The 24,146-nt window shown below is 59.9% G+C and carries 19 protein-coding genes and 1 tRNA gene; 14 read left to right on the top strand and 6 right to left on the bottom strand.

All coding sequences use genetic code 11. From position 1 onward, the window contains the following. Window positions 1–799: 799 nt before the first annotated feature. Window positions 800–2,524: a YihY/virulence factor BrkB family protein gene (locus tag AC1EJ1_RS10025; RefSeq protein ID WP_480295794.1), complete on the bottom strand. Its 1,725-nt coding sequence runs from the start codon at window positions 2,522–2,524 to the stop codon at window positions 800–802. Window positions 2,525–2,651: 127 nt separating this feature from the next. Further along, window positions 2,652–3,194, bottom strand: coding sequence for a 2'-5' RNA ligase family protein (locus tag AC1EJ1_RS10030; protein WP_058237091.1), 543 nt, complete (start codon window positions 3,192–3,194; stop codon window positions 2,652–2,654). Between the two features lie 304 nt (window positions 3,195–3,498). On the opposite strand from AC1EJ1_RS10030, the gene galT reads away from it, so the two are divergent. From galT to AC1EJ1_RS10075, 9 genes are all read left to right on the top strand, one after another. Then, a complete protein-coding gene (galT, locus tag AC1EJ1_RS10035) occupies window positions 3,499–4,707 on the top strand; it encodes a galactose-1-phosphate uridylyltransferase (RefSeq protein WP_480295795.1) in 1,209 nt (402 codons plus the stop codon). A gap of 37 nt (window positions 4,708–4,744) precedes the next feature. Further along, window positions 4,745–6,010 (top strand): galactokinase, encoded by a 1,266-nt coding sequence (gene galK, locus AC1EJ1_RS10040; protein WP_480295815.1) that lies wholly within the window; start codon window positions 4,745–4,747, stop codon window positions 6,008–6,010. Window positions 6,011–6,151: 141 nt separating this feature from the next. Continuing rightward, window positions 6,152–6,763 (top strand): aminoacyl-tRNA hydrolase, encoded by a 612-nt coding sequence (pth, locus tag AC1EJ1_RS10045; protein WP_480295797.1) that lies wholly within the window; start codon window positions 6,152–6,154, stop codon window positions 6,761–6,763. Between the two features lie 94 nt (window positions 6,764–6,857). Next, a complete protein-coding gene (gene mfd, locus AC1EJ1_RS10050) occupies window positions 6,858–10,535 on the top strand; it encodes a transcription-repair coupling factor (protein WP_480295799.1) in 3,678 nt (1,225 codons plus the stop codon). 193 nt (window positions 10,536–10,728) lie between these two features. Further along, on the top strand, window positions 10,729–11,325 hold the full coding sequence (locus AC1EJ1_RS10055; protein ID WP_058237088.1) for a hypothetical protein: 597 nt from the start codon (window positions 10,729–10,731) through the stop codon (window positions 11,323–11,325). 200 nt (window positions 11,326–11,525) lie between these two features. After that, on the top strand, window positions 11,526–12,806 hold the full coding sequence (eno, locus tag AC1EJ1_RS10060) for a phosphopyruvate hydratase (RefSeq protein WP_058237087.1): 1,281 nt from the start codon (window positions 11,526–11,528) through the stop codon (window positions 12,804–12,806). A gap of 162 nt (window positions 12,807–12,968) precedes the next feature. After that, window positions 12,969–13,874 (top strand): FtsB family cell division protein, encoded by a 906-nt coding sequence (locus AC1EJ1_RS10065; RefSeq protein ID WP_480295801.1) that lies wholly within the window; start codon window positions 12,969–12,971, stop codon window positions 13,872–13,874. Further along, window positions 13,871–14,410, top strand: a complete 540-nt coding sequence (locus tag AC1EJ1_RS10070) for a DUF501 domain-containing protein (RefSeq protein WP_480295802.1) — start codon at window positions 13,871–13,873, stop codon at window positions 14,408–14,410. Before AC1EJ1_RS10065 ends, AC1EJ1_RS10070 begins: the two co-directional genes overlap by 4 nt. 77 nt (window positions 14,411–14,487) lie before the next feature. Next, window positions 14,488–15,486, top strand: coding sequence for a Ppx/GppA phosphatase family protein (locus AC1EJ1_RS10075; RefSeq protein ID WP_480295804.1), 999 nt, complete (start codon window positions 14,488–14,490; stop codon window positions 15,484–15,486). A 105-nt stretch (window positions 15,487–15,591) separates the two neighbouring features. On the opposite strand, the gene nhaA is transcribed toward AC1EJ1_RS10075, so the two are convergent. After that, on the bottom strand, window positions 15,592–17,013 hold the full coding sequence (gene nhaA, locus AC1EJ1_RS10080) for a Na+/H+ antiporter NhaA (protein WP_285016274.1): 1,422 nt from the start codon (window positions 17,011–17,013) through the stop codon (window positions 15,592–15,594). Between the two features lie 196 nt (window positions 17,014–17,209). Between nhaA and AC1EJ1_RS10085 the strand changes: the two genes are divergently transcribed. The 3 genes from AC1EJ1_RS10085 to AC1EJ1_RS10095 all read left to right on the top strand — a co-directional run bounded on the left by AC1EJ1_RS10085 (window position 17,210) and on the right by AC1EJ1_RS10095 (window position 18,993). After that, window positions 17,210–17,283 (top strand) — tRNA-Leu (locus AC1EJ1_RS10085). Between the two features lie 309 nt (window positions 17,284–17,592). Next, window positions 17,593–18,552, top strand: a complete 960-nt coding sequence (locus tag AC1EJ1_RS10090) for a Bax inhibitor-1/YccA family protein (RefSeq protein ID WP_480295806.1) — start codon at window positions 17,593–17,595, stop codon at window positions 18,550–18,552. A gap of 42 nt (window positions 18,553–18,594) precedes the next feature. Then, window positions 18,595–18,993 carry an FKBP-type peptidyl-prolyl cis-trans isomerase gene (locus AC1EJ1_RS10095; protein WP_058237082.1) on the top strand — a complete coding sequence of 133 codons (399 nt, stop codon included), beginning with the start codon at window positions 18,595–18,597 and terminating at the stop codon, window positions 18,991–18,993. Between the two features lie 130 nt (window positions 18,994–19,123). On the opposite strand, the gene msrA is transcribed toward AC1EJ1_RS10095, so the two are convergent. After that, on the bottom strand, window positions 19,124–19,744 hold the full coding sequence (msrA, locus tag AC1EJ1_RS10100) for a peptide-methionine (S)-S-oxide reductase MsrA (protein WP_480295808.1): 621 nt from the start codon (window positions 19,742–19,744) through the stop codon (window positions 19,124–19,126). Window positions 19,745–20,045: 301 nt separating this feature from the next. On the opposite strand from msrA, the gene AC1EJ1_RS10105 reads away from it, so the two are divergent. Next, on the top strand, window positions 20,046–21,554 hold the full coding sequence (locus AC1EJ1_RS10105) for an AI-2E family transporter (protein ID WP_480295810.1): 1,509 nt from the start codon (window positions 20,046–20,048) through the stop codon (window positions 21,552–21,554). A 199-nt stretch (window positions 21,555–21,753) separates the two neighbouring features. On the opposite strand, the gene greA is transcribed toward AC1EJ1_RS10105, so the two are convergent. Both greA and trhA read right to left on the bottom strand, forming a co-directional pair. After that, window positions 21,754–22,239, bottom strand: a complete 486-nt coding sequence (greA, locus tag AC1EJ1_RS10110; protein WP_058237079.1) for a transcription elongation factor GreA — start codon at window positions 22,237–22,239, stop codon at window positions 21,754–21,756. Window positions 22,240–22,443: 204 nt separating this feature from the next. Beyond that, window positions 22,444–23,127: a PAQR family membrane homeostasis protein TrhA gene (gene trhA / locus AC1EJ1_RS10115; RefSeq protein ID WP_480295811.1), complete on the bottom strand. Its 684-nt coding sequence runs from the start codon at window positions 23,125–23,127 to the stop codon at window positions 22,444–22,446. 248 nt (window positions 23,128–23,375) lie between these two features. Here trhA and AC1EJ1_RS10120 point away from each other — a divergent pair, with 248 nt between their 5' ends. Beyond that, on the top strand, window positions 23,376–24,137 hold the full coding sequence (locus AC1EJ1_RS10120) for an isoprenyl transferase (RefSeq protein ID WP_058237078.1): 762 nt from the start codon (window positions 23,376–23,378) through the stop codon (window positions 24,135–24,137). Window positions 24,138–24,146: the final 9 nt, after the last annotated feature.

Here is a 24,146-nt window from a genome sequence, read left to right on the forward strand (position 1 = left end):
GAACAGTACTGCTGCCCGTACAGACCCAATTCATAATTGTGGATCAAACTCTTCCTGCACCCACCTGTCGATCTGGAAGCCTCTCACTGGATTCATCACGGCTCTACCTCCCGTGAGGTAACTCGTGACCAGTGCAAATGCCTCGCCCGTGGGTGCGATTGCCGGTGACCTGCCCTTCAGATCGACAGGCGGGGAAAGAGGAGAGGACAAGCATGCGGGAACAAGAATTCCCACAATGTGGGAAAGAACCACCCACGCTTGCACCCCGCGCGGAAGACCCCTCAGGCCCCGCAATGAGACACAAGGTTCACTCACCCCGCAAGCCGCGGGCCTTGTCTCCCCTCGGCAATCACGGGAGCGACGATCACATGAGACCCCGGGCATGTTCCCCCAAGTTCGAACTCGACACACACCCACAGCCCAAAAGACCCGCACTGACCTCACTGGCCAAGCATTCCCACAGGTCACAAGCCCACCCACCCAACCACACGCACCACCCACAGCCTCACAACGAACCCACCACCACGCCAAATCGAACCTCGGGGACGAAAAGAGGAAAGGCGTATCTCTCATCTCGCACTCGAGACAAAGAGCGAGGCACTCATGCCTTCGCGAAAGACGACACAAGAGGGGGAGGACACCTACCCTCCACGCACGGTGACACGAGCCAGTCTTCAGCCACGACGACACAAGGCACGAGGAGAGCGGGCATTCCCTACGCGCGGGGCTTGAACGACCGGCTCAGGCTCCAAGCTCAACGTGCAGCAGGGACATCCCCGCGCGGGGCTTGAAACTACTGCTACTTGTCGGCGCGGTCGATAACCTCGGACGTACCTGACATGTCGGTGTTCTGAGCGGAATCCTTGCTTGACGTGCTCTCAGCATTGTCAGGAGCAGTGCCGGCAGCCTCGCGCTCCTGGAGCAGCCGTTCGCCCAGAGCCAAAGCATCACGTCGGTTCTCATCTTCGTGTCGCTTAGTGGCGTCATCTTTCAGTGCGTCAACTTGTTCGCGCGCATCGGCCTGACGACGCTTCTCCTCTTTTTCGCGCTTGGCGTCCTCGACGTTCCACGGAGTTTTTTCACCGCGAGCTTCACGTTCGTCAGCCAGATTCTCTCCACGTTTCATTGCCTGATGGAAGTTCATACGAGCCTGCTTCTCCTTACGGTGTTCAGAAATTTCTTCCGGCGACATGCTGGCTAGAGCCGCCAATTCGCCCTCGCTGAATGAGGGGTGGTATGAGGCGTCAATGGCCAGCGGAGCATCGGAAAGCTTGGGGGGATCGGGGGTCGGTTCGACCTCTCCGGTCACAGCGTGGTGTGGCCACTCCAAAGTACGAGGGACACCCAGCGTGACATAGTTCGGCGTCTCATTGAAGTGAATCAGAGAGGACTTATCGGTCGGCGGGATTGCAGGCGGATTCGCAACCCACGCACTGATCTGCAAAATGACACGCATCTGCAGGTTAATCCACAAAATGAGCGTGACCAGCGTCGTCGCAGTGGTCAACACTGCGCCCGACACGGCGCCAACAGCGGACGTTCCCAAGAAGCGCAGCACCCCGGCGGCGAGGGCAGCCAATGCGGCACCCCACATGAGGTCGCGTCGAGGTGGATGAACGAGCGCCACGATTCGAATCAGAACAATGAACACGCCGAAATCAACCGCAAAACCGACCAGCAGGCTCGCAATGTTCAATGCAATTTTACCGAAACCGGCGTCGATTCCCAGAGTCGAGAAAATCCAATCGCCAAACACTCGCAGAGCTACGGAGGAAACGGCGCTCACCAGCACTCCCACGCCCAGGCAGAGAGCGCCGACCAGGTTACGCGGCATCGACTTGTAGATGGGAACCGGGGCACTCACCAGCCCAAACATCGAACGAATCGCCATGCCCAGCGACCCCACAACCGACAGAGCGGACCACACCAAGCCGACGAAGGCAACGATCGACGTGATTGACATTGCGGTGGAGACCTGCAGACTGTCGGGGTTGACCAGCCCGCCGTTCGTGCCGTCATCGATGACGCCCGGCATCGCGTTGTTGACACCGTTGATGACAGCCTCTTTGAGCTCCGCGTTATTGCCCAGCACCGCCATGAAGATGGTCCAGCCAACGACCAGTGCTGCGGACAGCGACAGGAGCGTTGTCAGCGCCATACCGCCTGACAACAAGCCACCGGAACGCTTACTGTATCGCGCCAATGCTCGCGCCAGGCGCGTCCGGTTCCACCACTGAATCAGTGCCTTGATCTTGTCGACCAGACCCGGAGTAGCGAGGGTCTCGCGCAATCCCGGGCCGCGCAGATGCGAGGCGCGCTTGGTTTCGTCGGAATATGTGCCGGCCAGCTCGGCTGAATGATAACCGGGAGCATTCGGAGATGGCTCATCACGATAGGTCAGATCCGATTCGCGCACGGTGCCCGTGAACGTTCCGGGTACTGAGCGCGGGCTCGGCGGCGCAACGGTGGATCCCACGTTGGTAGCCGACAAATCGTGTTGAGTATCGTTCGTGCTTGCCGTCATATTCATAATCTACGGTGTTGACGCGGCGCGCGCTCGCTATGCATAGGCAGAATTTGCTCAACAGGGGACGGCCGTCTCCCCTCGTCGATCACGAAAATTGACGAGGGAGGCTGCCGCATCCGCGTTCCTACTTCGTTTCGAAATCGAAAAGGGCGAGCGAGGAATACATGCCAGTGGGGTCCACGCGGTCCAGGCGAAATCCTGGAACCATCCAAGAGGCCTCGAAATCTGCGGCGACGTCGAGAGCCAGGTCAATGGCTGGGTCATCAACATCCTGAGCCAGTGTGACGTGAGGGTGGTAGGGGAATCGAAGGGTGTAGTCAAGTGGGCCGGTGCGCACATCGTCTGCAAGGCTGCGGCACTCATCCACGCCTTGCGTCACAGTCAGGAACGCCACCTGGGACAGAGGGCGGAACGTGTCAGTACCTTTAATGGTGATGCGGAACGGCTGGCGGCGTTGCGCGACGGAGCGGAGGTGGCGAATGATTCGGGTGCGATCTTCCACCGGCACGGCAATCGGTGGCATGACGGTGATGTGGGCGGGGACACGAGAGCCGTTGACGTCACCCAGCCCGAGGCGCAACTCTGTCAGTTCGCTGACCCAAGGCTCCGGAATGGCGATGACTGCTCCCATCCATTCCTGGCCGTCAAGGCGCGGAGGCAGGAACATGGATCACCGCCATTTCTGCAATGAGGTAGCTGCGTGGCGAAGCGGCCGGGGTGCCGCTGCGCGACTGACCTTTTAAGAGTACATGGGATGGTGCGGCTGTGAGGTGAAGGCGGTGCGGCTGTGAGGTGAAGGTCGCAACGCAGGTAGATGCCATGACCTAGGTCACGAGCCGTCCCCGTGGTGGTGACAAACCTCTATGGCAACGTAAACTTATGACGTGGCCTGCCTGTGGGGACACGGACGGGGCACCGAGAAATGAACGTCTCTCAAGAACTTCGTTGACAACGTGGAAGGACACACAGCGATGAGTGCTCAGGTGCGCAAAACTGCCACCAAACTTGCCGATGGGCGAGACCTCTTTTATTTCGACGATTCCCCCGAATATGTATCAGGACAGCGCACTCGTCGCCTCGATGACCCGCGGCCCTTGCCGGATCGTTTCGCACCGATTGAAGGGGAGGACGGGACCGTTCATCCCGTGACCGGACCTCAGATGCGCAAAGACCCGCTGACCGGGGACTGGATCCCGATGGCGTCCCACCGCATGAACCGTACATTCCTTCCGCCAGCAGACGCGAACCCACTGGCGCCGGCACGACCGGGCGCCGAATACTCCGACGGGGAGATACCCGACACAGACTACGACGTCGTCGTCTTCGAAAACCGCTTCCCCTCCCTCATGGCAACCCCAGAACAGGCGCAGGAAATCGCCGCAGCTGACGGTGTGATCCCCGTGAACGGTCTCGACGGTGATGACCTGTACCGCAGGGCACCAGCCGCGGGACGATGCGAAGTCATTTGCTTCACCCCGAACCTTGAAGACTCACTGGCCACCGTCTCCCATGAGCGCATGCGCACCGTGATCGAAGCGTGGGCGGACCGTACCCGCGAACTGTCAGCAATGCCCGGCATCAAACAGGTTTTCTGCTTTGAAAACCACGGCAAGGAAATTGGCGTCACACTCTCGCACCCACACGGCCAGATCTACGCCTACCCTTATCTGACGCCCCGCACCCGCCAAATGCTGACTCAGGCTCAGGCCCACCGCGAAGCGACTGGTCGCAACCTGTTCGACGATATCGTGGACACCGAGCTGCGCAGTGCGCGCCGTATCCTCGATCAAAGCGAACACTGGGTGCTGTTCACACCCGGAGCCGCGCGCTGGCCCGTCGAAGCTCACCTCGTCCCACGTCGCCACGTACGCGACATTGCGCATCTGACCGAGGAAGAACGTGAAGAACTGGCTGACCTCTACCTGCATTTGCTACAGGCAGGTAATCGCTTCTTCGTCAACCCGGACGGTTCGGCCATCGAGCTGCCGTACATCGCGGCCTGGCATCAGGCACCAATCGGACCTGAAGGCGACGAACTGCGCCTGCACCTGGAGTTCTTCTCATTCCTGCGCGCGCCGGGCAAACTGAAGTACCTGGCTGGTTCGGAATCAGGTATGGGTGCGTGGATTTCCGACACGTCTCCCGAAAAGATCGCTGACCGTTTCAAGGAGGTGTGGTGATATGACCACCCCACACACACCCGAGCAGGCTGGCTCCATGCACGAGGGCGGCTCAGCCAAGACAGAGGACCTCACGTTCAACGACCCCTTGACATTTGACGAGGGGGCCCTCGCCGCGCGCACCCTGTTCCGCGAAACATTCAACGCAGATGCGGATGGCGTGTGGCACGCACCTGGCCGTGTCAACATCATCGGTGAGCACGTGGATTACAACGGTGGCATCTGTCTGCCGATCGCGCTGCCACACCGTGCATTTATCGCTGCCACACCGCGATCTGACCGCCACGTACGCCTCGTGTCTCCGCAGACGCGCGACCATATCGACGAGTTCGACCTCGACACCGTTGACCGGCGCGGGACTGACGGCGAAGTATCCGGCTGGGCTGCGTACCTTGTGGGCGTGGCATGGGCCCTGGAGCAGGCCGGCTTTGGGCCGCTGCGCGGCTTCGATGCGGCGCTGCATTCCTGTGTGCCTCTGGGTGCAGGACTGTCGTCTTCTGCCGCTTTGGAATGCGCGATGGCCGTGGCGATCAACGACATGGAAGACCTCAACCTGCTCGGTGGTGACGATGATGATGCGGGCCGCGCACTCCTGGTGGATGCCGCACGGCGCGCTGAAAACGACATTGCGGGCGCCAATACAGGTGGGCTGGATCAGTCTGCATCGATGCGCTGCACGAAGGGACACGCACTGGAGCTTGACTGCCGCGATATGTCCGTGCGGTCGATCCCATTTGACCTGGCTCACGACCACCTGGCACTCCTGGTGATCGACACGCGCGCCGAGCATTCGCATGTAACCGGCGAATACGCCCAGCGCCGACAGGCCTGCGAAGAGGCCGCAGGCATCCTCGGTGTCGATCTGCTGGCCGACATCGACGATGAACAAGCGGCATTGGATCAGCTGCCTGACGAGGTGATGCGCGCTCGCGTGCGTCACGTTCTGACGGAGATTGATCGCACACGCACGTTCATTGACGAGCTGGCTTCCGGCTCGCTCGTCGGTGAGCGGCTGGATCGCTGCGCCGCGCTCTTGGACGCGTCCCATGACTCGCTGCGTGATGACTATGAGGTGACCTGTCCGGAACTGGATGTGGCCGTCGATGCGGCGCGAGCCAGTGGAGCACATGGCGCACGCATGACAGGTGGCGGTTTCGGCGGCTCGGCGATCGCCCTCGTCGATGAGTCTGCTGCGCGAGACGTGGCCCGGGCTGTCGCTGATGCCTTTGCTGAGCACGGCTTCGAAGCGCCGCAGTTCCTGATCGCTACGCCTGAAGAACCTGCAGGAAAAGTCGCTGAGTAACGTGGCGCGTCACAGGGGTCGTCAATACCTCGATCAGTGGCTGAAACACCGCGGCGGCCCTTGTGGTGGCGAATCGTCGACAGATGTGACATTCGACCAGCCGTGGCAGCTGAAAACTCCCACAATGGCACAATCAGATCTATGAGTGATGAAACCCCATGGCTGATTGTGGGGCTGGGAAATCCCGGCGCCCAGTATTCGCGCACCCGTCACAATGTCGGTCACATGGTGATCGATGCTCTGGCGGAACGATGCAGTGCGACCCTGACCGCACACAAGAGCGGGACGCACATGGCGAGTATCCGCCTGGGCATCAGACCAGGGGGCGCGCCAGGACCGCAAGTTCTCGTGGCCACATCCGATTCATACATGAATACGTCGGGTCGCTCGATCAATGCGTTGGCTCGCTTCGCACACATAGCGCCCGACCGTATCCTCGTCATTCACGATGACCTCGACCTGCCCGAACACGACCTGCGCCTGAAATTTGATGGGGGAGAAGGCGGCCACAATGGCCTGAAATCGCTCAGTCAGTGTCTGGGGACGCGGGCTTACCACCGGTTGCGTGTCGGAATCGGCAGGCCTCCGGGCAGGCAGGACCCTGCAGACTACGTTTTGGCACAGCTTTCAGCGCGCGCCCGCACTGAGTGGGACGTGACAGTGGAAAAGGCCGCTGACGTGATTGAAGACGTGGCACTGAACGGTTTCCCGGAGGCCCAACAACGCCTGCATTCGCATAGCTCGCCGCAGTAAAATCCTTTGTGTTTGCGCCATCGCAGTGATTCCGCCCGCCCACTGAGCGCCCTCGCCACATGTACCCATCCCAGTGAAACATGAGGAAGATGTCATGAAATTGAACGGCTTGATGGACCTGATCGGAGCCGACCAGGCAGTTCAACAATTCGCCACTTCACTGTCACGGTCCCTGAGCGGCACCATCGTCGCCCCGCAAGGCATTCGACCCGGCATGTACGCCCTCGCATCGCGCGAAAGGCTCATTGACGAGGCGGACCCGTCCACCGTTGGACCTCTGATCATCATCACGGCATCGGGGCGAGAAGCCGAAAGGCTGACTGACGCATTGTCTGCATGGGTGCCGAATGTGGGCATGTTCCCCTCGTGGGAAACCCTGCCGCATGAGCGACTGTCACCCCAGGTGGACACGATGGCTCAACGTATCGCCATCTTGCGCCGGCTGACACACCCGGATCCAACCGACCCGGCGACCGCGCCACTGTCCATTGTTGTCATGCCTGTCCGCGCATTCCTCCAACCTGTCATCCACGGGCTGGCCGACCTGGAGCCGGTGCGCGTCAAAGTAGGGGACATGGTGGATCTGCCCAGCATGGTTGACCGTCTGACACAACTGGGATACGAACGCGTGGATATGGTGGAGGCACGCGGACAGGTCAGCGTCCGAGGCGACATCCTCGACGTTTTCCCACCTCAGGAAGCACACCCTTTACGCGTCGAACTGTGGGGCGATGAGGTTGACGAGATTCGCTGGTTCTCCATGGCTGACCAGCGCACCCTCGGCGCAGCTACCGACGGCCTGTGGGCGGTGGCGTGTCGAGAACTCTTGCTAACCGACGAGGTCCGTGAAAAGGCACGCCATGCTGCTGACACCCTGCCGGGCGCGGCGCAGATTCTGGAACTGGCCAGTGAAGGGATCTACAGCGCAGGCCTGGAGTCTCTGGCCCCTGCTTTGGTGGAGCGCATGGACACCGTCCTTGACATCGCTCCCGAGGGCAGCGTGCTCATCATGGATGAGCCGGAGCGGGTGCGTGCCCGCGCAGCCGACCTTGTGTCAACCACCGAGGAATTCCTTCAGGCAGCATGGACCGCAGCGGCCGATGGTGGCACTGTCCCACTGGAAGCGCGCGACGCTTCGTTCCGTGACCTGGACGAAGTGTGGCAGGCTTCCGGACTTGCGCGGTGGGAGGTCTCCTCACTGGCGCCGGCAGAACTGGCCGATGCGCTGATCGCTGTCGAGGATGACCGAGGTGTGGATACGGACGACGAGCCGGGTGCTTTGCAGGCCCACGAGGCGCACGCCGTGGTGGTCTCACCGACACTGATGGCAGTCGGTGCTCGAGAAGTACGCCCATATCGCGGTGACTTTGATCGAGCGTGCGCCGATTTGGCTGAGCTGTCACACGCCGGGTGGAACATGGTGGTGACCACTCAAGGCCCTGGGCCCGGGCGACGAATCGCCTCGATACTGAACGATGCGCACGTGCCGGCGCGAGTGGTAGAGGAGTTGACGCGCGCGCCTGAAGAAAGTGTCGTGCACGTGACGACCGCGCAAGCCGGCGCCGGGTTTGTAATGGCCGATCAGCACCTGGCAGTCCTTACTGAACAGGACCTGACTGGTCGCGTGGGAGCGACCACTCGCGATATGAGGAAGATGCCGTCGCGGCGCAGGAAGGGCGTCGATCCGCTGACACTGCACGCCGGCGACCTGGTTGTTCACGAACAGCACGGGATCGGACGCTTCCTCGAACTGGTCTCACGCACTGTGGGCAGGGGAGCGTCCGCCGTCACGCGCGACTACCTTGTCATTGAGTACGCTCCCTCGCGCAGGGGACAACCTGGGGACCGTCTGTTCGTGCCGACGAACTCGCTGGATCAGGTCTCCAAATACACGGGATCGGATCAGCCGACACTGACCCGGATGGGTGGGGCTGACTGGGCGAAGACCAAAGCCAAAGCTCGTAAAGCCGTCAAGGAAATCGCCGCTGAACTGATCCGCCTGTACGCTGCGCGCCAGGCAACAAAAGGGCACGCGTTCAGCGCTGACACCCCCTGGCAGCGCGAACTTGAAGATGCGTTCCCATATGTGGAAACCCCTGATCAGCTCGTGACAATCGATGAAGTCAAAGCTGATATGGAAAAGCCCATGCCGATGGACCGGCTCCTGACAGGAGACGTGGGATACGGCAAAACCGAGATCGCTGTGCGCGCGGCGTTCAAAGCCATCCAGGACGGCAAGCAGGTTGCTGTGCTGGTTCCCACCACCTTGCTGGTCCAGCAGCACTATGACACCTTCAGCGCTCGCTATGCCGGTTTCCCCGTCACAATTGGGACACTGTCACGTTTTTCCACGCCGAAAGAAGCTGAAGAGGTCAAGGAGGCACTTGCGTCCGGTGGTATTGACCTGGTGATCGGCACACACGCCCTGCTGACGGGCACGGTCCGCTTCAAGGATCTGGGTCTAGTCGTCATTGACGAGGAGCAGCGTTTCGGTGTCGAGCATAAGGAGACACTCAAAGCGCTGCGCACTGATGTGGACGTGCTGTCCATGTCGGCAACACCTATCCCTCGAACACTGGAAATGGCGATTTCCGGTATCCGTGAAATGTCGATCCTGCAGACACCGCCAGAAGAGCGTCAGCCGGTTCTGACATTTGTGGGCGCATACACGGATGCGCAGGTTATCGCTGCAGTCCGGCGCGAGCTGCTGCGTGACGGGCAGGTGTTCTACGTCCATAACCGTGTCGAATCCATCAACACGGTGGCTGCTCACCTCAGCGAACTGGTACCCGAAGCGCGCATCCGTGTCGCTCACGGTAAACTGTCCGAACACGAACTTGAACGCGTTATCGTTGATTTCTGGAACCACGACTTCGACGTGCTGGTGTGCACGACAATCGTGGAAACCGGCCTGGATATTTCCAATGCAAACACCCTGATTGTGGACAGGGCTGACGCGTTCGGTCTGTCACAGCTGCACCAGCTGCGTGGCCGAGTGGGACGAGGGCGCGAACGCGCTTACGCTTACTTCTTTTACCCAGCTGACCGCACTCTTACCGAAACGGCCCATGAACGGTTGCGGACAATCGCCCAGTTCACGGATCTGGGCGCCGGGCTGCACGTTGCGCAAAAAGACCTCGAAATCCGCGGTGCCGGCAACCTGCTGGGTGGCGCGCAATCAGGTCATATCGAGGGCGTGGGGTTCGATCTGTACGTGCGTATGGTGGCTGACGCAGTGGCAACATTTAAAGGGGAGCGCCCCGCCGAACAGGTGGACGTGCGAGTGGATCTGGCCGTGGATGCGCATATTCCTGCCGAATATGTGACGAGCGAGCGCCTGCGGCTCGAGGTATACGCCAGGATTGCAGGCGTGAGCACGCCTGAACAGGAAAACGATGTGCGCGATGAGCTGGCCGACCGATACGGCCCAATTCCTCCTCAGGTGAATTTGCTGTTCGACATTGCGCGACTGCGTGAGCGCCTGCGCCAGGTCGGAGTCGAAGAGGTCGCCACTCAGGGACGGTACATCAAGTTCGCACCCGTCGAACTTGCTGATTCACAGATGATGCGCCTGAAGCGGCTGCACCCTGGCGCAGTCATTAAGACTGCGGTGCGTCAGATCCTGGTTCCCATCCCAATGACCGCCCACATCGGTGGGCACCCCTTGGCAGACAGCGCCCTCATCGAGTGGACGCTGAATGTCGTTGACACGATCATCGTGCCTTTCGCCGCCTCATCAGAAGGCGGCGCCCCCGGCGTTAAAGACCGGTGATCACTCCCCACGAACATAGAAGCCCGACACCTTGAAACGCCGAGTGGTCGCGTGCATGCGACCACTCGGCGCAAGTACCTGGGTGAGTCGTCCTCGTTCATGAGCGAGGGGAGCGGGACTTCTCACCCCCTGGTGCGGCACATCGGTCAACGTGACGTAGAATAGACACGCACAAGACCTAAGGAGGATCTCGGTGGCACAAAAACGGGGAATAGCTGGCTTCGTTGCAACTCTTGCCGGGCTGGCGCTCGTCATTACGGGATGTTCAGCTCACCCAGGCGCGGCGGCGCGAATCGGAGACCACAACATCAGCGAAGAAACCGTCACGGAAGTTGCCACTGCACTTCCCGATGTTGTGGCACAGCGAGTCAGTCGCGTGGATGCGCTCAGGCTCCTGACGTCCAGCTATTTCCAGAATCGCATGGGACACGACAAAGACGTGACGTTTACTGACGACCAGGTTCTTGACCTCATGAAGCAAGTAGCTGCATCTCGTGGTCTTGAAGCCCCGGAAAATGTACCCGCCAGCGTCCTCGACGTCTTCAGAGGAGAGATGGTCCTGCAGCAGCTGCAGGTCGACGGCAATGATCTCCAGACGATCCAGCAGGAACTGGAACAGTACTACACGAAGGAAAAAATCGACATTAACCCGCGGTACTACACCGCCCAGGCGAACACAAAGCAGGCCAGCACGCTTGCCGACATTGTGACACCCGCAGATGTCAAGGCGCCGAAGAGCGACGGGGATGCATCGACTGACACAGACAGCCAAAGCGGCCATACCCACTAAAATTTAAAACGTGAGACATACCTCGATGCACGCTGCGCGGCTCACGCCGAATGAGGGACCAATGTCGCTCAAGTGCAGGTCAACACGTACACGTGAAGGTCACGAGCACGTTTTTCGAGCATCAGGGGTGTGTTTTACAACCGTTGCGTACTACTGTGAGACGCGACAGCTCCACGCACACAATCACGAAGGAGAATGACGTGGCAAGGATTGAGACAATCGGGGCACGCGAAATCCTCGACTCTCGAGGCAACCCGACCGTAGAGGTCGAGGTTCTGTTGGAGGACGGCACCGTTTCCCGCGCATCCGTTCCCTCCGGTGCATCAACCGGTGCCTTCGAGGCGGTCGAACGTCGCGATGGCGACAAGGATCGTTACATGGGCAAGGGCGTACAGGACGCTGTCGATGCAGTGACCGAGGTGATCGGCGCTGAACTGATCGATGAGGACGCAACCGACCAGCGCGTCATCGACGAGGCCATGCTGGACCTCGACGGAACCGACAACAAGGGCAAGCTGGGCGCAAACGCCATCCTGGGTGTGTCGCTCGCAGTGGCCAAGGCTGCCGCAGAGTCCGCCGGACTGCCCCTGTACCGTTACCTGGGCGGCCCGAACGCACACGTTCTGCCTGTCCCGATGATGAACATCCTCAACGGCGGCTCTCACGCAGACACCAACGTGGATATTCAGGAATTCATGATTGCCCCAATCGGCGCTCCGACCTTCCGTGAAGCACTGCGCTGGGGTGCAGAGGTCTACCACACCCTCAAGGGCGTCATCAAGAGCCGTGGCCTGTCCACCGGCCTGGGTGACGAGGGCGGCTTCGCCCCCAACCTTGAGTCCAACTCGGCAGCACTCGACCTGATCGTGGAAGCCATCGAAAAGGCCGGTTACAAGCCGGGCGCAGACGTGGCACTGGCACTGGATGTTGCCTCCACCGAGTTCTTCGCTGATGGCATGTACCAGTTCGAGGGTGAAGGCCGCTCCACTGACTACATGGTGTCCTACTACGAGAAGCTCATCTCTGACTACCCGCTGGTCTCCATCGAAGACCCGTTGTCAGAAGACGAATGGGACGCATGGAAGTCACTGACCGCTCAGATCGGTGACCGTGTTCAGCTGGTGGGCGACGACCTGTTCGTCACCAACCCCGATCGCCTGCGCAAGGGCATCGAGATGAACGTGGCTAACGCACTGCTGGTCAAGGTCAACCAGATCGGCTCCCTGACCGAGACGCTGGATGCCGTTGAGGAAGCACACCGCAACGGATACCGCACGATGACCTCGCACCGCTCCGGCGAGACCGAGGATACGACGATCGCGGATCTTGCTGTTGCCACCAACTCCGGTCAGATCAAGACCGGTGCTCCGGCACGTTCAGAGCGTGTCGCCAAGTACAACCAGCTGCTGCGCATTGAAGAAGAGCTTGCTGAAGCAGCCGTGTACGCAGGTGCATCGTCGTTCCCACGCTTCAAGGCCTGAGAACACTGAAGCCCTGACGGCTTAGTTTTTTAATGTGCGCCGAGTGGTCGCTTGCACGCGACCACTCGGCGCACAGCTGTTTCACGGGAGTATGACCAGAACGACTGTGACATGCCGCAAGCGGATCGCCCGGCTCGAAGCATTTTAAGGCACGATGAGAACATGGCTGATTCGTCGCATCATGATCCGAGGCGCCCTCACGCGCCTCGTCGACGCACTTTTGGTGCGTCACGCCCCTCGTCGACGCCAGCCAGCCAGCAGCGTCGCTCTCGCCCAATCCGGCGATCCCATGGAGATCAAACGGATTCACATAGCGACAGCCAGATATCTACTCGGCCCTCGCTCGGCGCAGTAAACGACAGGGCAGATGAATCGCGTGAGTCGGGCGCCGAAGCGAGTCAGGATTCGCCGAAGGGCCGCTTCCATTCGGATCGCCTGCGCCGCATCGGCCTGGCGGGACCCCGCCTGAAAACAGGAGGCTCGGACTCTTCACGCTCAGCATCTGTCGCATCACGTTTTCGCCGGAACCGTCAACCGGACGCGGCGACGAAGACGAAGGAACGTAGTGGCGGACGGGGCGCAAAGACAGCACGCAGTGACGCTTCGTCGCGCAACATCTCTTTCGGCGGACTGACAATTTCGGTCCGATTCCTCGCAATCAGCATCATGGCTGCGCTGCTTGCTGTCCTACTCATTCCCTCCGCGTACCAATGGTTCAGGCAGAGCCAGGACCTGAAAGATATGCAGGTGCGTGTCGAACAGGCCAGGGAACGCAACGCCGAGCTTCACGAACAGCTCGACTTATGGAAGGACCCGACGTACGTGGCATCGCAGGCCCGCTCACGCCTCGGATATGTCCAGCCGGGAGAAACCCAGTACACGGTCAAGGACCCAGGGCCAGGATACGAGAATGCCTCCTCGCAGGAAAACGACAAACGAGGCCCGGATAAGCCGTGGATTCAGGTTCTTGCCCAATCGGTCATCGATGCGGACAACCCTGAAGAAGCAACCCACGACGCCAAAGACCAGACTCCACTGAACTTCAGTCAATCAGGAGACGAGAAATGAACATCCACGGCAGCGACACTGACGCAAGGCAGTTGCCGGAGCTGTCGCCGGCCACCGAAAAGGACCTGGAAGTGGTGCGCGAGCAGCTCGGACGCTTGCCGCGTGGAGTGGATTCTATCGGCGCCAGATGTGTGTGCGGACGGCCCACCGTTGTCGTGACTCGCCCGCGCCTGGATGACGGTACGCCTTTCCCGACGACTTTCTACCTTACGTGCCCACCGATCGTGCGTGGATGCTCCACGCTGGAAGCAGAGCATGTGATGGAAGACCTCAATGAGTGGATCAGGATTGACGAGGACGCTGCCAGGCGCTACCGCGATGCTCACAACTCCTATATCGCTTTTCGTCGGACGCTGGGTGAAGTGCCGGAGATCGACGGCGTATCTGCCGGTGGCATGCCAACTCGCGTGAAATGTCTGCACGCGCTTGTCGCGCACTCCCTCGTCGCAGGCCCCGGAGGCAACCCGGTGGGCGACAAAGCACTCGAAATCCTTGCCGAGCGCAATCTGTGGCAGTCTGACCGCTGCATGTGCTAGACGAGTCGCGACAATACGATGGCCTGCAGCGAGGCATCCACACCGCCTTCAAACGTGACACAATGAGCGCCGTGACTATGACTGAACCAGAACAGCTGCGCCACCCTCGGCGTGTGGCAGCCATCGACTGCGGGACCAACTCAATCAGGCTCCTGATCGCAGACGTTGAGCGAGACGATACGGGATCTGTGCGGATGCGGGACATCACGCGCCTGATGCGGATCGTTCGTCTGGGCTACAACGTTGATAAGACAGGGCGTCTCGACCCCGACGCAATTGAACGCACGCTGGAAGTGGTGCAAGAATACGCGGAGCTTATTAAGCATCACAATGTGGATTCCGTGCGTTTTGTGGCGACTTCGGCTAGCCGAGATGCGCAGAACCGCGATGTTTTTGTCGACGGGGTGCGTGAACTGCTCAACGTGGAGCCTGAAGTGGTGCCCGGCGAGGAAGAGGCCGCTTTGTCCTTTGCTGGAGCGATGAGCGCGTTGGATTCTCAGGCGAGGCGTCCGGCACTGGTGGTGGACATTGGTGGTGGCTCCACTGAGCTGGTCATCGGCACAACAGGCGTCGAACAGGCGATCTCGCTCAACATGGGGTCTGTGCGAGTGACGGAACGTTTCTTCGCGCACTGTGACTCTGAGCATGGGATTGATCCGCAGGCCGAAGCCGAAGCCACCCGGTGGATCGACGAACAGCTGGATCATGCGGCCTGCATTATTGACTTTGGCATGGTGGGGACACTGGTGGGCGTCGCCGGCACGGTGACGACCATCGCTGCGCAGGCGCTGGGCTTGGACCGCTATATGCCTGAGCGCATCCACGGTGCCGTGTTCACGATGGGTGAGGGGGAACGCGCCATCCGCTTCATGATCGATCAGCCTGTCAAGGTCAAGGCTGCTCTGGGGTTCATGCCGAAAGGACGCGAAGACGTGATCGCCGGCGGCGCACTGATCTGGTCCCGCATTTGTGCGCGAGTGGTCGCGTGTACGCGACCACTCGGCACAATCGATCGCTGGGTGACGTCCGAGCACGACATTTTGGACGGGATCGCCTTGTCTCAGGTGAAGGAGTAGACGCTCAGCAGGTGTTTAGTGCGCCGGCGGCGTAAACCGCGCAGTGCTGACCAAGTCTGGGTCTGTGTCGCGATCGCTCAGCGTCGGATCGCCGTGCTCGGACGTTCAGCGCTGATTTGACGCGTGCGCTCCACGGGCGCGCACGCTTGTACGCTGGTGCAGGGCAATAGCCCCCAACAACGCGGCAGCAAACGTACCGAGAATCACGCCGAAGCGAGCATGGAACACTTCGGTTTCGCCCGGGAACGCAAGCCCGGCTACCAGCATCGCGACCGTGAATCCGATGCCGGCCAGCAGGCCGATCGCGGCAATGTCGGGCAGGTCCACTCCGTTGCCCAAGCGCAGGCGGGTGTAGCGCGTCAGAATAGCGACCGACCCCCAGATGCCGATCAGCTTGCCCAGCGGCAATGCGACTGCGACGGAAATAGTGATTGGGTCGGTCAGCGCTGCGCTCAGGCCACCCTCGCCACCCATGACGGGTACGCCAGCGGCGAAGAATGCGAAAACGGGAAGAGCCAGGCCCGCTGACCACGGACTGAGCTTCTCATCAAACTCGTGGGTGAGCTGTCGGTTCCTGATGCGTTTGGCGGGCACAACCATGCCCAGGCAGACACCCGCGATCGTCGCGTGAACGCCGGAGTTGAGCATCAGTGCCCACGCCACCACAGCCAAAGGTATGAGCAGCCACCACTTGGTGATCTGGCGCTGCACCAGGAATCCAAAGACCACGATCGTCAGCAGTGCTCCGCCCAGCGCCAGCCAGTTCAGGCCAGATGAGTAAAACACTGCGATGACGATGATGGCCAGCAGATCGTCGACAACTGCCAAAGTCAGCAGGAAGGTTCTCGCGGCAGGTGGGAGGCCTCGTCCAAAGATCCCCAGGAGTGCCACCGCGAAGGCAATATCAGTTGCAGTTGGCACGGCCCACCCGTGGAAGTGATCGGAACCAGTGATGGTTTGGATCAGCACATAGATGGTGGCAGGTCCGACCATGCCGAAAGCGGCCGCCAACATGGGCAGTGCCGCTTCCCGGATGTCACGCAGCGGTCCGGTCACAAAATCTGACTTCAACTCCAGGCCGACAACGAAGAAGAAGATGGTGAGCAGTCCGTCGGCCGCCCATTCGTGCACTGACAGATGCAGTCCGAGCGATTCAGGGCCAAATTCATAGTGCGAAATAGCGCTGTAGATCGGTTCCCAGGGGGAATTTGCCAGGAAGAGAGCGATGAGTGCAACGACAATGAGCAGCAAACCGGTTCGCGTCTCGTCAGCGAGGAATCGCGGAATGGCTTGGAAAGCATTGCGAATACGGTGCCCCACACTCGCGTTCGACGAGGATGCATAAACTCGTTTGCGCGGCAGAGCTGACACCAAAATCGGCGGGCGCTGCTGAAGTCGCGCACCGGGGAAGTTATGACGTGAGCGATGCACAATCCCGTCACTGCGATACGGGATTCGAGGCATGTCGCGCTTTTCGCGTGTGGCTCCACCGGTGGAGGTAGTTTCTTCAGACGAGCCGAGAGTCATTCGTATCGAACCTTCCTTCGCGACGAGGAACCGCTGTGATGGAGATGTGGCTACCTTCGATCATAAGGCACAGGCAATGTGTGGGTAATGCGTTGTCGAGGCGTGGGCGCGGCTCGTGTGGGATGACGGCCGGAAGTGCGTGTAAACTAGGCACGCTGCCGTCACGAGCCATGAGCCAGGCTTGTGGGGTTGGCATGCCCCCATGGCCCAATTGGCAGAGGCAATCGACTTAAAATCGATGTGTTGTCAGTTCGAATCTGACTGGGGGTACGGAGTCGGGCACGCAAGCGGCAGAAATGATGCTCGCCGGGTCTTTGCCGGACGCGGCAGGTTCATTGACGAGGGAGTCCCATGCGAATTCTGACTCGGAAACTCTTCTGTGGAGAGCTGGCCTTGGATTGGTGAAGGGCGAGAGGTGCGCCGAAAGGGATCGCCAGATCTCGCTGTCGGCTCAATAAGAAAGACCCCGATGGGCTAGCGGTCGGGCCGCAAACGTGAAAACCTTAAGACAGGTAGTAGTGGGTCAGTCTGTTTCCGGCAACGCCTGTTCCCGGGGCGCGCTGGCCAGAAGGAGGCACAATGTCCAACCCCGTATTGAAGAAGCTGGTGAAAGACGAGACGCGCTCGGCGCAGACCACTCCAGCTGGCTATCCAGGAATGCCAGGGTATGCCCCCGGCAACAGCGGATATACCAATTACCAGTCGCAGCAGTACGCTGATCCTTACGCCCATCAGGCTGGCGCTGGCGCTTCGGCCGGCACTGCAACGCAGCAGGGGTACCCTCGTTACCCTCAGCAGGCGGACCAGTTTGAGGAATTTGAGCAGCGTTACAACCAGCCGTCTGCTGATGCGGTGGATCGTGGCCGACTGACAATCGACGATGTCATCGTCAAGACCGGAATCCTTTTTGGGATTCTGCTTGTCGCAGCTGCCGGAGCATGGGCTGTCACGCGTGCCAACCCGTCGATGGGGCTTGGTTTGATGTTTGGCGGCCTGGCCGTCGGATTCGTGCTGGCTTTGATTGTTTCGTTCTCACGTTCACCGAAGCCGGGACTGACGATGGTGTATGCAGCTGCTGAAGGCCTCGCGCTGGGCGGCGTGTCATCAGTCATGGAAATCGTGTATCCCGGGATCGTCCTTCAGGCGGTTGTGGGTACTCTGAGCGTTTTTGGCGTCACACTGGCTCTGTATGCGTCTGGCAAAGTTCGCTACTCATCGAAGATGGCCAGGTTTGCCATGATTTCTCTGTTCGGCATCATCACCTTCTCGATCGTGTCGTTCCTGCTCAACATCACCGGCGTGCTCGACTCGTCACTGCGCTCCATCACGGTTATGGGAATCCCGCTGGGGGTCTTCATCGGTGTCTTCTGCGTCTTCATCGGCGCGATTTGCCTGATTGGTGATTTCGAGGTGGCCAAGGTGGCCGTCGAGCAGGGGGCTCCTTCAAAGTTTGCCTGGACATGCGCATTCGGGCTGATGGTGACTCTCGTGTGGATGTATCTGGAGATTCTGCGCCTCCTGTCATACTTCCGCGAGTAGACTCGCTTTCATCATTACACGTCACAGTAAGGACAACGCACTATGGAAAACGTTCACGTCGAAGGCGAGTTTGGACGCAAGCCGACTGTCGCATTCACAGATGCACAGCCCTCCGATGAGCTGCTGATTGAAGTGCTGCGCGCGGGTGATGGCCAGGAAGTGGAGCCGGGCGACACGATTCAGTGCCATTACCTGGGCCAGGTGTGGAACGGACAGGTTTTTGACAACTCCTATGACCGAGGCCAAGCACTGAGCTTCCAGATCGGTGTGGGAATGGTGATCCGCGGATGGGATGATGGCTTGGTGGGGCAGCGTGTTGGCTCACGCGTCTTGCTGTCAATTCCGGCAGAATACGGGTACGGCGACCACGGGGTACCGCAGGCAGGTATCCAAGGTGGAGACACCCTGGTCTTCGTGACTGACATTCTGGGAGTGCACTAGCACCACCTTGAGGCATCATCGATACGTCTCAATTCACTGGGTCCTTGCGGACACATCCGCAAGGACCCTTTTGATTTAAAAGACTGAGACCTCGGCTGAGATCAGAGCGACCCGAGCAGCAGCGCCAGCTTCAGGAACGGGACTTCAGAACGGGGCACGCATAGCCCGTGCGTGAATGGCACTGATAACCATCAGGGTTCTTAAACAGATAGCCCTGGTGGGAATCCTCTGCGAACCAGAACTGCCCGCCATCGGCTGCCGTCGCAATATGGGTGGTAATGGCTCCGAAGCCATGCTCACTGATTGTGTCGTGGTAGGCCTCGCGCGTGCGCACGGCAAGGTCGTACTGCTCATTAGTGGTGGTCCAGATCGCTGAATGGTACTGGTGACCAATGTCTCCGCCCTGACGGTCCCCCTGGGTGGGATCGTGAATTTCGAAGAACGTGGCAATGATCTGACCGGTGGAAATCTTCGACGTGTCGTACACCACTCGCACGGTTTCAAGATGCCCGGTTCCGCCGGCACACACCTGCTTGTAAGTTGGATGATCAGCATGTCCGCCCATGAACCCCACAGCAGTGGCCACAACCCCCGGTGTTTCCCAGAAAATCTTTTCGACTCCCCAGTAGCAGCCAGCAGCGAAGTAGATCAGCTCCTGGCCCTCTTCAGGTTCCATATCCAGCGGAGTTCCCAGGACAACGTGACGGTTCGGATCATCATGCGCATTGATGGCGTTGTGGAACTCAAACATTGTGGCTCGCTTTCTCTTGGTGCCGATATTGTCTCATTGCCGTACGCAAATGCCCACCCGCTTCCCTTTAATTGCGCTGAGAGCATGAATGTCGCGTAGACTATCGTGCGACATTTAACCTGCGCTTCACGCTGTCCTCGCACACATCTCGCGACGAGAACCGTCTCTAACTGGCACGTGCCGCCTCGGATCAGGGGCACTGTGCATATTTGACGAGGTGGGCCACGCTCGCCCCGCGACGCGAACTGCGCCAGCCAGATGCAGGTTGACTGTTGACGCTCCACTGAAAGTGAGGATCACCATGGCGCAAAGACACGACACGCCGTATGCCGAACGGCTGAATAACTGGATGGGCAAATGGCCACGACGCCGCTCCCATTCATCGTCTCGCGACCACGACGAAGTCGTGAGCTTCCACGAGCCTGCTGTCTCGCCTCGGTCTCGTGACGCAAGCGAGGGCGTGACATGGTCTGTGCGTGTGGCTGCAGCATGGTCGTGGCGCCTCCTGATCATTATCGCTGCCGTTGCCGTCGTGGCGTGGGGAGCGGTCCAACTGTCCCTGATTGTCTTTCCGGTTGCGATTGCCGTCCTTCTGACAGTCCTGCTGGAGCCGCTGGTGCGTTTCCTGCACGTCAAGGTTCGCCTTCCGCAGACAGCCGCAGCTGCCACCGGATTGGTCGTCGCCCTCCTCGTCGTCGTGACAATCATCGCTGGAGCCGCCGGACAACTCATCCGGCAGGTCCCATCCCTTGTCTCCAAAGCCTCCCAAGGCCTCGATAAAGCGGTCGAATGGGTATCTAACGGCCCGTTTGGACTTGAGACGGCCACCATTGAACAGGGCATCGAGACAATCCGCACAGAAGTCACCCAGTTCTTGAGCGCACACTCCTCGGCCCTCGCAACAGGCGCACTGAGCCTGACGAGCTCTCTTGCGTCAGTTCTGACCGGATCCCTCATTATGTTGTTCTGCCTGTTCTTCTTCATGCGCGAAGGCAGGCGGATCTGGCTGTGGGTGGTACGCCTGTTCCCGGCGCCAGCGCGCCGCCCGGTCCACGAATCAGCGATCCGCGGATGGGTCACCCTGTCGGCATACGTGCGCACGCAGATCAAAGTTGCCGCAATTGATGCAATCGGTATCGGTATCGGTGCGTGGGCACTGGGCGTACCGATGGCGATCCCCATCACCGTGCTTGTCTTTTTCGGCTCGTTCATCCCGATCGTTGGCGCCCTGGTGTCTGGAACCATTGCCGTCCTCGTTGCATTGGTGGATCAGGGCGTGGCGCGCGCACTGTTCATGCTGCTGATCATCCTCGCCGTCCAGCAGATCGAAGGTAATATTCTGCAGCCCTGGCTCATGTCCTCTGCAGTATCCCTGCACCCAGTCGCCGTCCTGCTGGTTGTGGCAGGTGCCGGCGCGGTCGCCGGCATTCCCGGCGCTCTTTTCGGCGTGCCGATCGCAGCATTCCTGAACTCAACGTTCCTTTACCTGCACGGATATGACCCCATACCCGCCCTTCGCGATCAGGAGGACAGACCTGGAGGCCCGCCAGGAATGTTGGATGAGATGGTCGCGCAGTCCTATGCCTCTGATGATGACGAAGACGGTGACGGCATCAAGGACAACAAGAACGAAGCCGTCAAGTCAGATTCAGACGAGGATACTTCCCATAGCGGCAGCCACGCTGACGCTCATGATTCTCACGCTGACGATGATCGAGCGCAGGGTGACAGCAACGAAATTGCTGCGGCCCGGGGTGGATCATCCAGCGACGAGGGCGACCCAGCAGGCTCATCCTCCTCAACGCGGTGAGCTGACGCCTCGAGCATGCGTTGATGCGCTCGGAGAGCACGCTGAGCCGGCATCGACGCGGTGCGCCAAGACTCTCACTAAACGTTCACTCGTAGGCTGGCAGGTGCATGCGCGCGGGCCCTTCATACAGCAAACTCCCCGAAAGAGGCGGTTGAACACAGTCAGCCGCTCTTTCGGGGAGCACCCGTCTGGAGAGTAATTATCCTTCTTGTCCGTAAGGCACACACTCGAGAATTTCAACCTCGATGGTCTTACCGTTGGGCGCCTCATAGGTCAGCTTGTCGCCAGGCTTATGTCCCATCACCGCTGCACCCAGCGGTGCGCGAGCGGAGAACACCTGGATACCCAGATCGCCGCCGGCATCGCGTGAGCCGAGCAGGAACTTCTGCTCACGGCCAGCCACCGTTGCAGTGACGACCATTCCAGGCTCCACCACGCCATCGTTGGCGGGAGTTTCTCCCACCTCCGCATGCTCGAGCATCTCCTGAAGTGCGAGGATACGCGTTTCGTTCATGGACTGCTCATTTCGGGCAGCATGGTAGCCGCCGTTCTCCCTCAAATCGCCTTCCTGGCGAGCCGCATCGATCAGTTTGGCGATCTCCGGGCGACGCTGCTCGATTCTCTCAGTCAGCTCTGCCTTGAGGGCATCATATTGGGCTCGTGTCAGCCACTGAGTGTCCGCCATGGTTCCTTCCTTTCAATGAAAAAGTCCGGCACCGTGGTGTGGTGCCGGAGCGACAAAACGATGAACTAGGGTCAGTGTAACAATAAGAGCGACTAAAGCCATATTCAAAGCGGCGAAAGTCGCGTTTTCATCTCCGGACGAAACGGCGCATGGGTCACCCTCGTCAATGACGACAAAACAACCAACGCCGCTGGTGGCACACGCTTAAGCAGTCAGGACCGCGATGTACACGGCGACGCATTGACACGCCCACGCCAGGATCGTGAACGAGTGGAAGATTTCATGGAACCCAAACCACTTGGACGAGGGATTCGGCCATTTCGTCGCATAGACGAGGGCACCCAGTGTATACAGCAAACCACCTGCAATGACGAGCCACACGACGGCGGGGCCACCACCAGACCACAGAGCGGGCAGATACCATATGGCGGTCCAGCCCAACACAACGTACAGCAGCGTTGCCAGCCAGCGGGGCGCTTCCGGCCACAACAGGTTAATGAGAATGCCTGCGATGGCACCTGTCCACACGATCGAGAGCAGAACAACCTGATCATGCGGGGACAGGAGGGCGACAGCCAGCGGTGTGTAGGTGCCGGCGATCAGCAGGAAAATGTTTGAATGGTCGAGTCTGCGCCATAGCGTCTCCCATTTGGGAGCCCAGTAGAAACGGTGGTAAAGCGCCGAGATGCCGAACAGGATGAGCGATGCGGCAAGGTAGACAGCCGAGGCCCATGTAGTCGCTGTGGTAGGTGCCAGGCACACGAGAACGATCGAGGCGGCCAGTGACAGGGGAGTGGCGACCAGATGGAGCCATCCGCGAAAGTGCGGCTTGACGCTAATGAGCTGTTCTGGAACCCACTGGGTGGGGTGAATAGATGCAATCTTCATGTCTGACATCTCTCCTTACCGAACTCGCATTCTCGCAGGGACAGTGACGCGTTGGTGGGGGCCGCGGGGCGCCGCGGTGGCGCTGTGATGGGGCCGTGATGACCACCCCGCCCTCTTCCCTACGATACCGTAAGTTAGGTAGCGGGACCGCCACAATCTCCACAGGCGAAATCCACGGGGCAATCCTTCGCCCTCTGAGTTCGAGGCGTGAGGTATACAGTTGGTGCAAGAACATATGGGAGGTCCCGATGGCGCAATGGAATTTGCTCTACGACCTGTATGAACGGCGAGTACGCTCTGAAATCGCTCATGGGTCGATTCCCCGTCACGTCGGGGTCATCTTGGATGGAAACCGCCGCTGGGCGCGTTCCATTGGAACCACAGCGTCTCACGGTCACCGCGCCGGTGCCGGGAAAATTGCAGAATTTTTGGAGTGGGCCGAAGAGGTCGGAGTTGAGATCGTCACGCTATGGATGCTCTCTACCGACAATCTGGAGCGCGATCAGCATGAGATCGACGAGCTTTTTGACATTATTGGACAGGCCGTGCGCGCCTTGGCCGCTCAGCGTCGCTGGAAAATCGGTGTTGTCGGTGATTTGTCACTGCTCAGCGAGGATCTTGCCGATGAGTTGCGCAGCGCCCAGGACGCGACGAAAGATATGGATGGCCTGAGCGTCAACATCGCGGTTGGCTACGGCGGGCGTCATGAGATTGCTGATGCGGTGCGCTCTTTGCTGCGAGATGCGGCTGCGCAGGGGCGCACGCTGGAAGAAGTTGCTGATTCGCTCACTGACGAGGACATCACGAATCATCTGTACACCAAGGGGCAGCCTGATCCGGACCTTGTGATTCGCACCTCGGGTGAGCAGCGGCTATCCGGCTTTATGATCTGGCAGAGTGTTCACACCGAGTTGTACTTCTGTGAGGCGTACTGGCCTGACTTCCGACGCGTCGATTTTCTGCGCGCGCTACGCTCCTATGCGCAACGTGAACGGCGTATGGGGCGCTGATTGCGCGCA

This window comes from Pauljensenia sp. C0170B4, from assembly GCF_056590235.1.

Bases quoted from the DNA above. Each gene is read 5' to 3' on its own strand.
- mfd (WP_480295799.1), top strand. From the start codon at position 6,858: ATGAAATTGAACGGCTTGATGGACCTGATCGGAGCCGACCAGGCAGTT.
- AC1EJ1_RS10090 (WP_480295806.1), top strand. From the start codon at position 17,593: ATGTCCAACCCCGTATTGAAGAAGCTGGTGAAAGACGAGACGCGCTCG.
- greA (WP_058237079.1), bottom strand. From the start codon at position 22,239: ATGGCGGACACTCAGTGGCTGACACGAGCCCAATATGATGCCCTCAAG.
- AC1EJ1_RS10095 (WP_058237082.1), top strand. From the start codon at position 18,595: ATGGAAAACGTTCACGTCGAAGGCGAGTTTGGACGCAAGCCGACTGTC.
- AC1EJ1_RS10075 (WP_480295804.1), top strand. From the start codon at position 14,488: ATGACTGAACCAGAACAGCTGCGCCACCCTCGGCGTGTGGCAGCCATC.
- AC1EJ1_RS10030 (WP_058237091.1), bottom strand. From the start codon at position 3,194: ATGTTCCTGCCTCCGCGCCTTGACGGCCAGGAATGGATGGGAGCAGTC.
- nhaA (WP_285016274.1), bottom strand. From the start codon at position 17,013: ATGACTCTCGGCTCGTCTGAAGAAACTACCTCCACCGGTGGAGCCACA.
- msrA (WP_480295808.1), bottom strand. From the start codon at position 19,744: ATGTTTGAGTTCCACAACGCCATCAATGCGCATGATGATCCGAACCGT.
- AC1EJ1_RS10120 (WP_058237078.1), top strand. From the start codon at position 23,376: ATGGCGCAATGGAATTTGCTCTACGACCTGTATGAACGGCGAGTACGC.
- galT (WP_480295795.1), top strand. From the start codon at position 3,499: ATGAGTGCTCAGGTGCGCAAAACTGCCACCAAACTTGCCGATGGGCGA.
- AC1EJ1_RS10070 (WP_480295802.1), top strand. From the start codon at position 13,871: ATGAACATCCACGGCAGCGACACTGACGCAAGGCAGTTGCCGGAGCTG.
- galK (WP_480295815.1), top strand. From the start codon at position 4,745: ATGCACGAGGGCGGCTCAGCCAAGACAGAGGACCTCACGTTCAACGAC.
- trhA (WP_480295811.1), bottom strand. From the start codon at position 23,127: ATGAAGATTGCATCTATTCACCCCACCCAGTGGGTTCCAGAACAGCTC.
- AC1EJ1_RS10025 (WP_480295794.1), bottom strand. From the start codon at position 2,524: ATGACGGCAAGCACGAACGATACTCAACACGATTTGTCGGCTACCAAC.
- AC1EJ1_RS10105 (WP_480295810.1), top strand. From the start codon at position 20,046: ATGGCGCAAAGACACGACACGCCGTATGCCGAACGGCTGAATAACTGG.
- AC1EJ1_RS10065 (WP_480295801.1), top strand. From the start codon at position 12,969: ATGGCTGATTCGTCGCATCATGATCCGAGGCGCCCTCACGCGCCTCGT.
- pth (WP_480295797.1), top strand. From the start codon at position 6,152: ATGAGTGATGAAACCCCATGGCTGATTGTGGGGCTGGGAAATCCCGGC.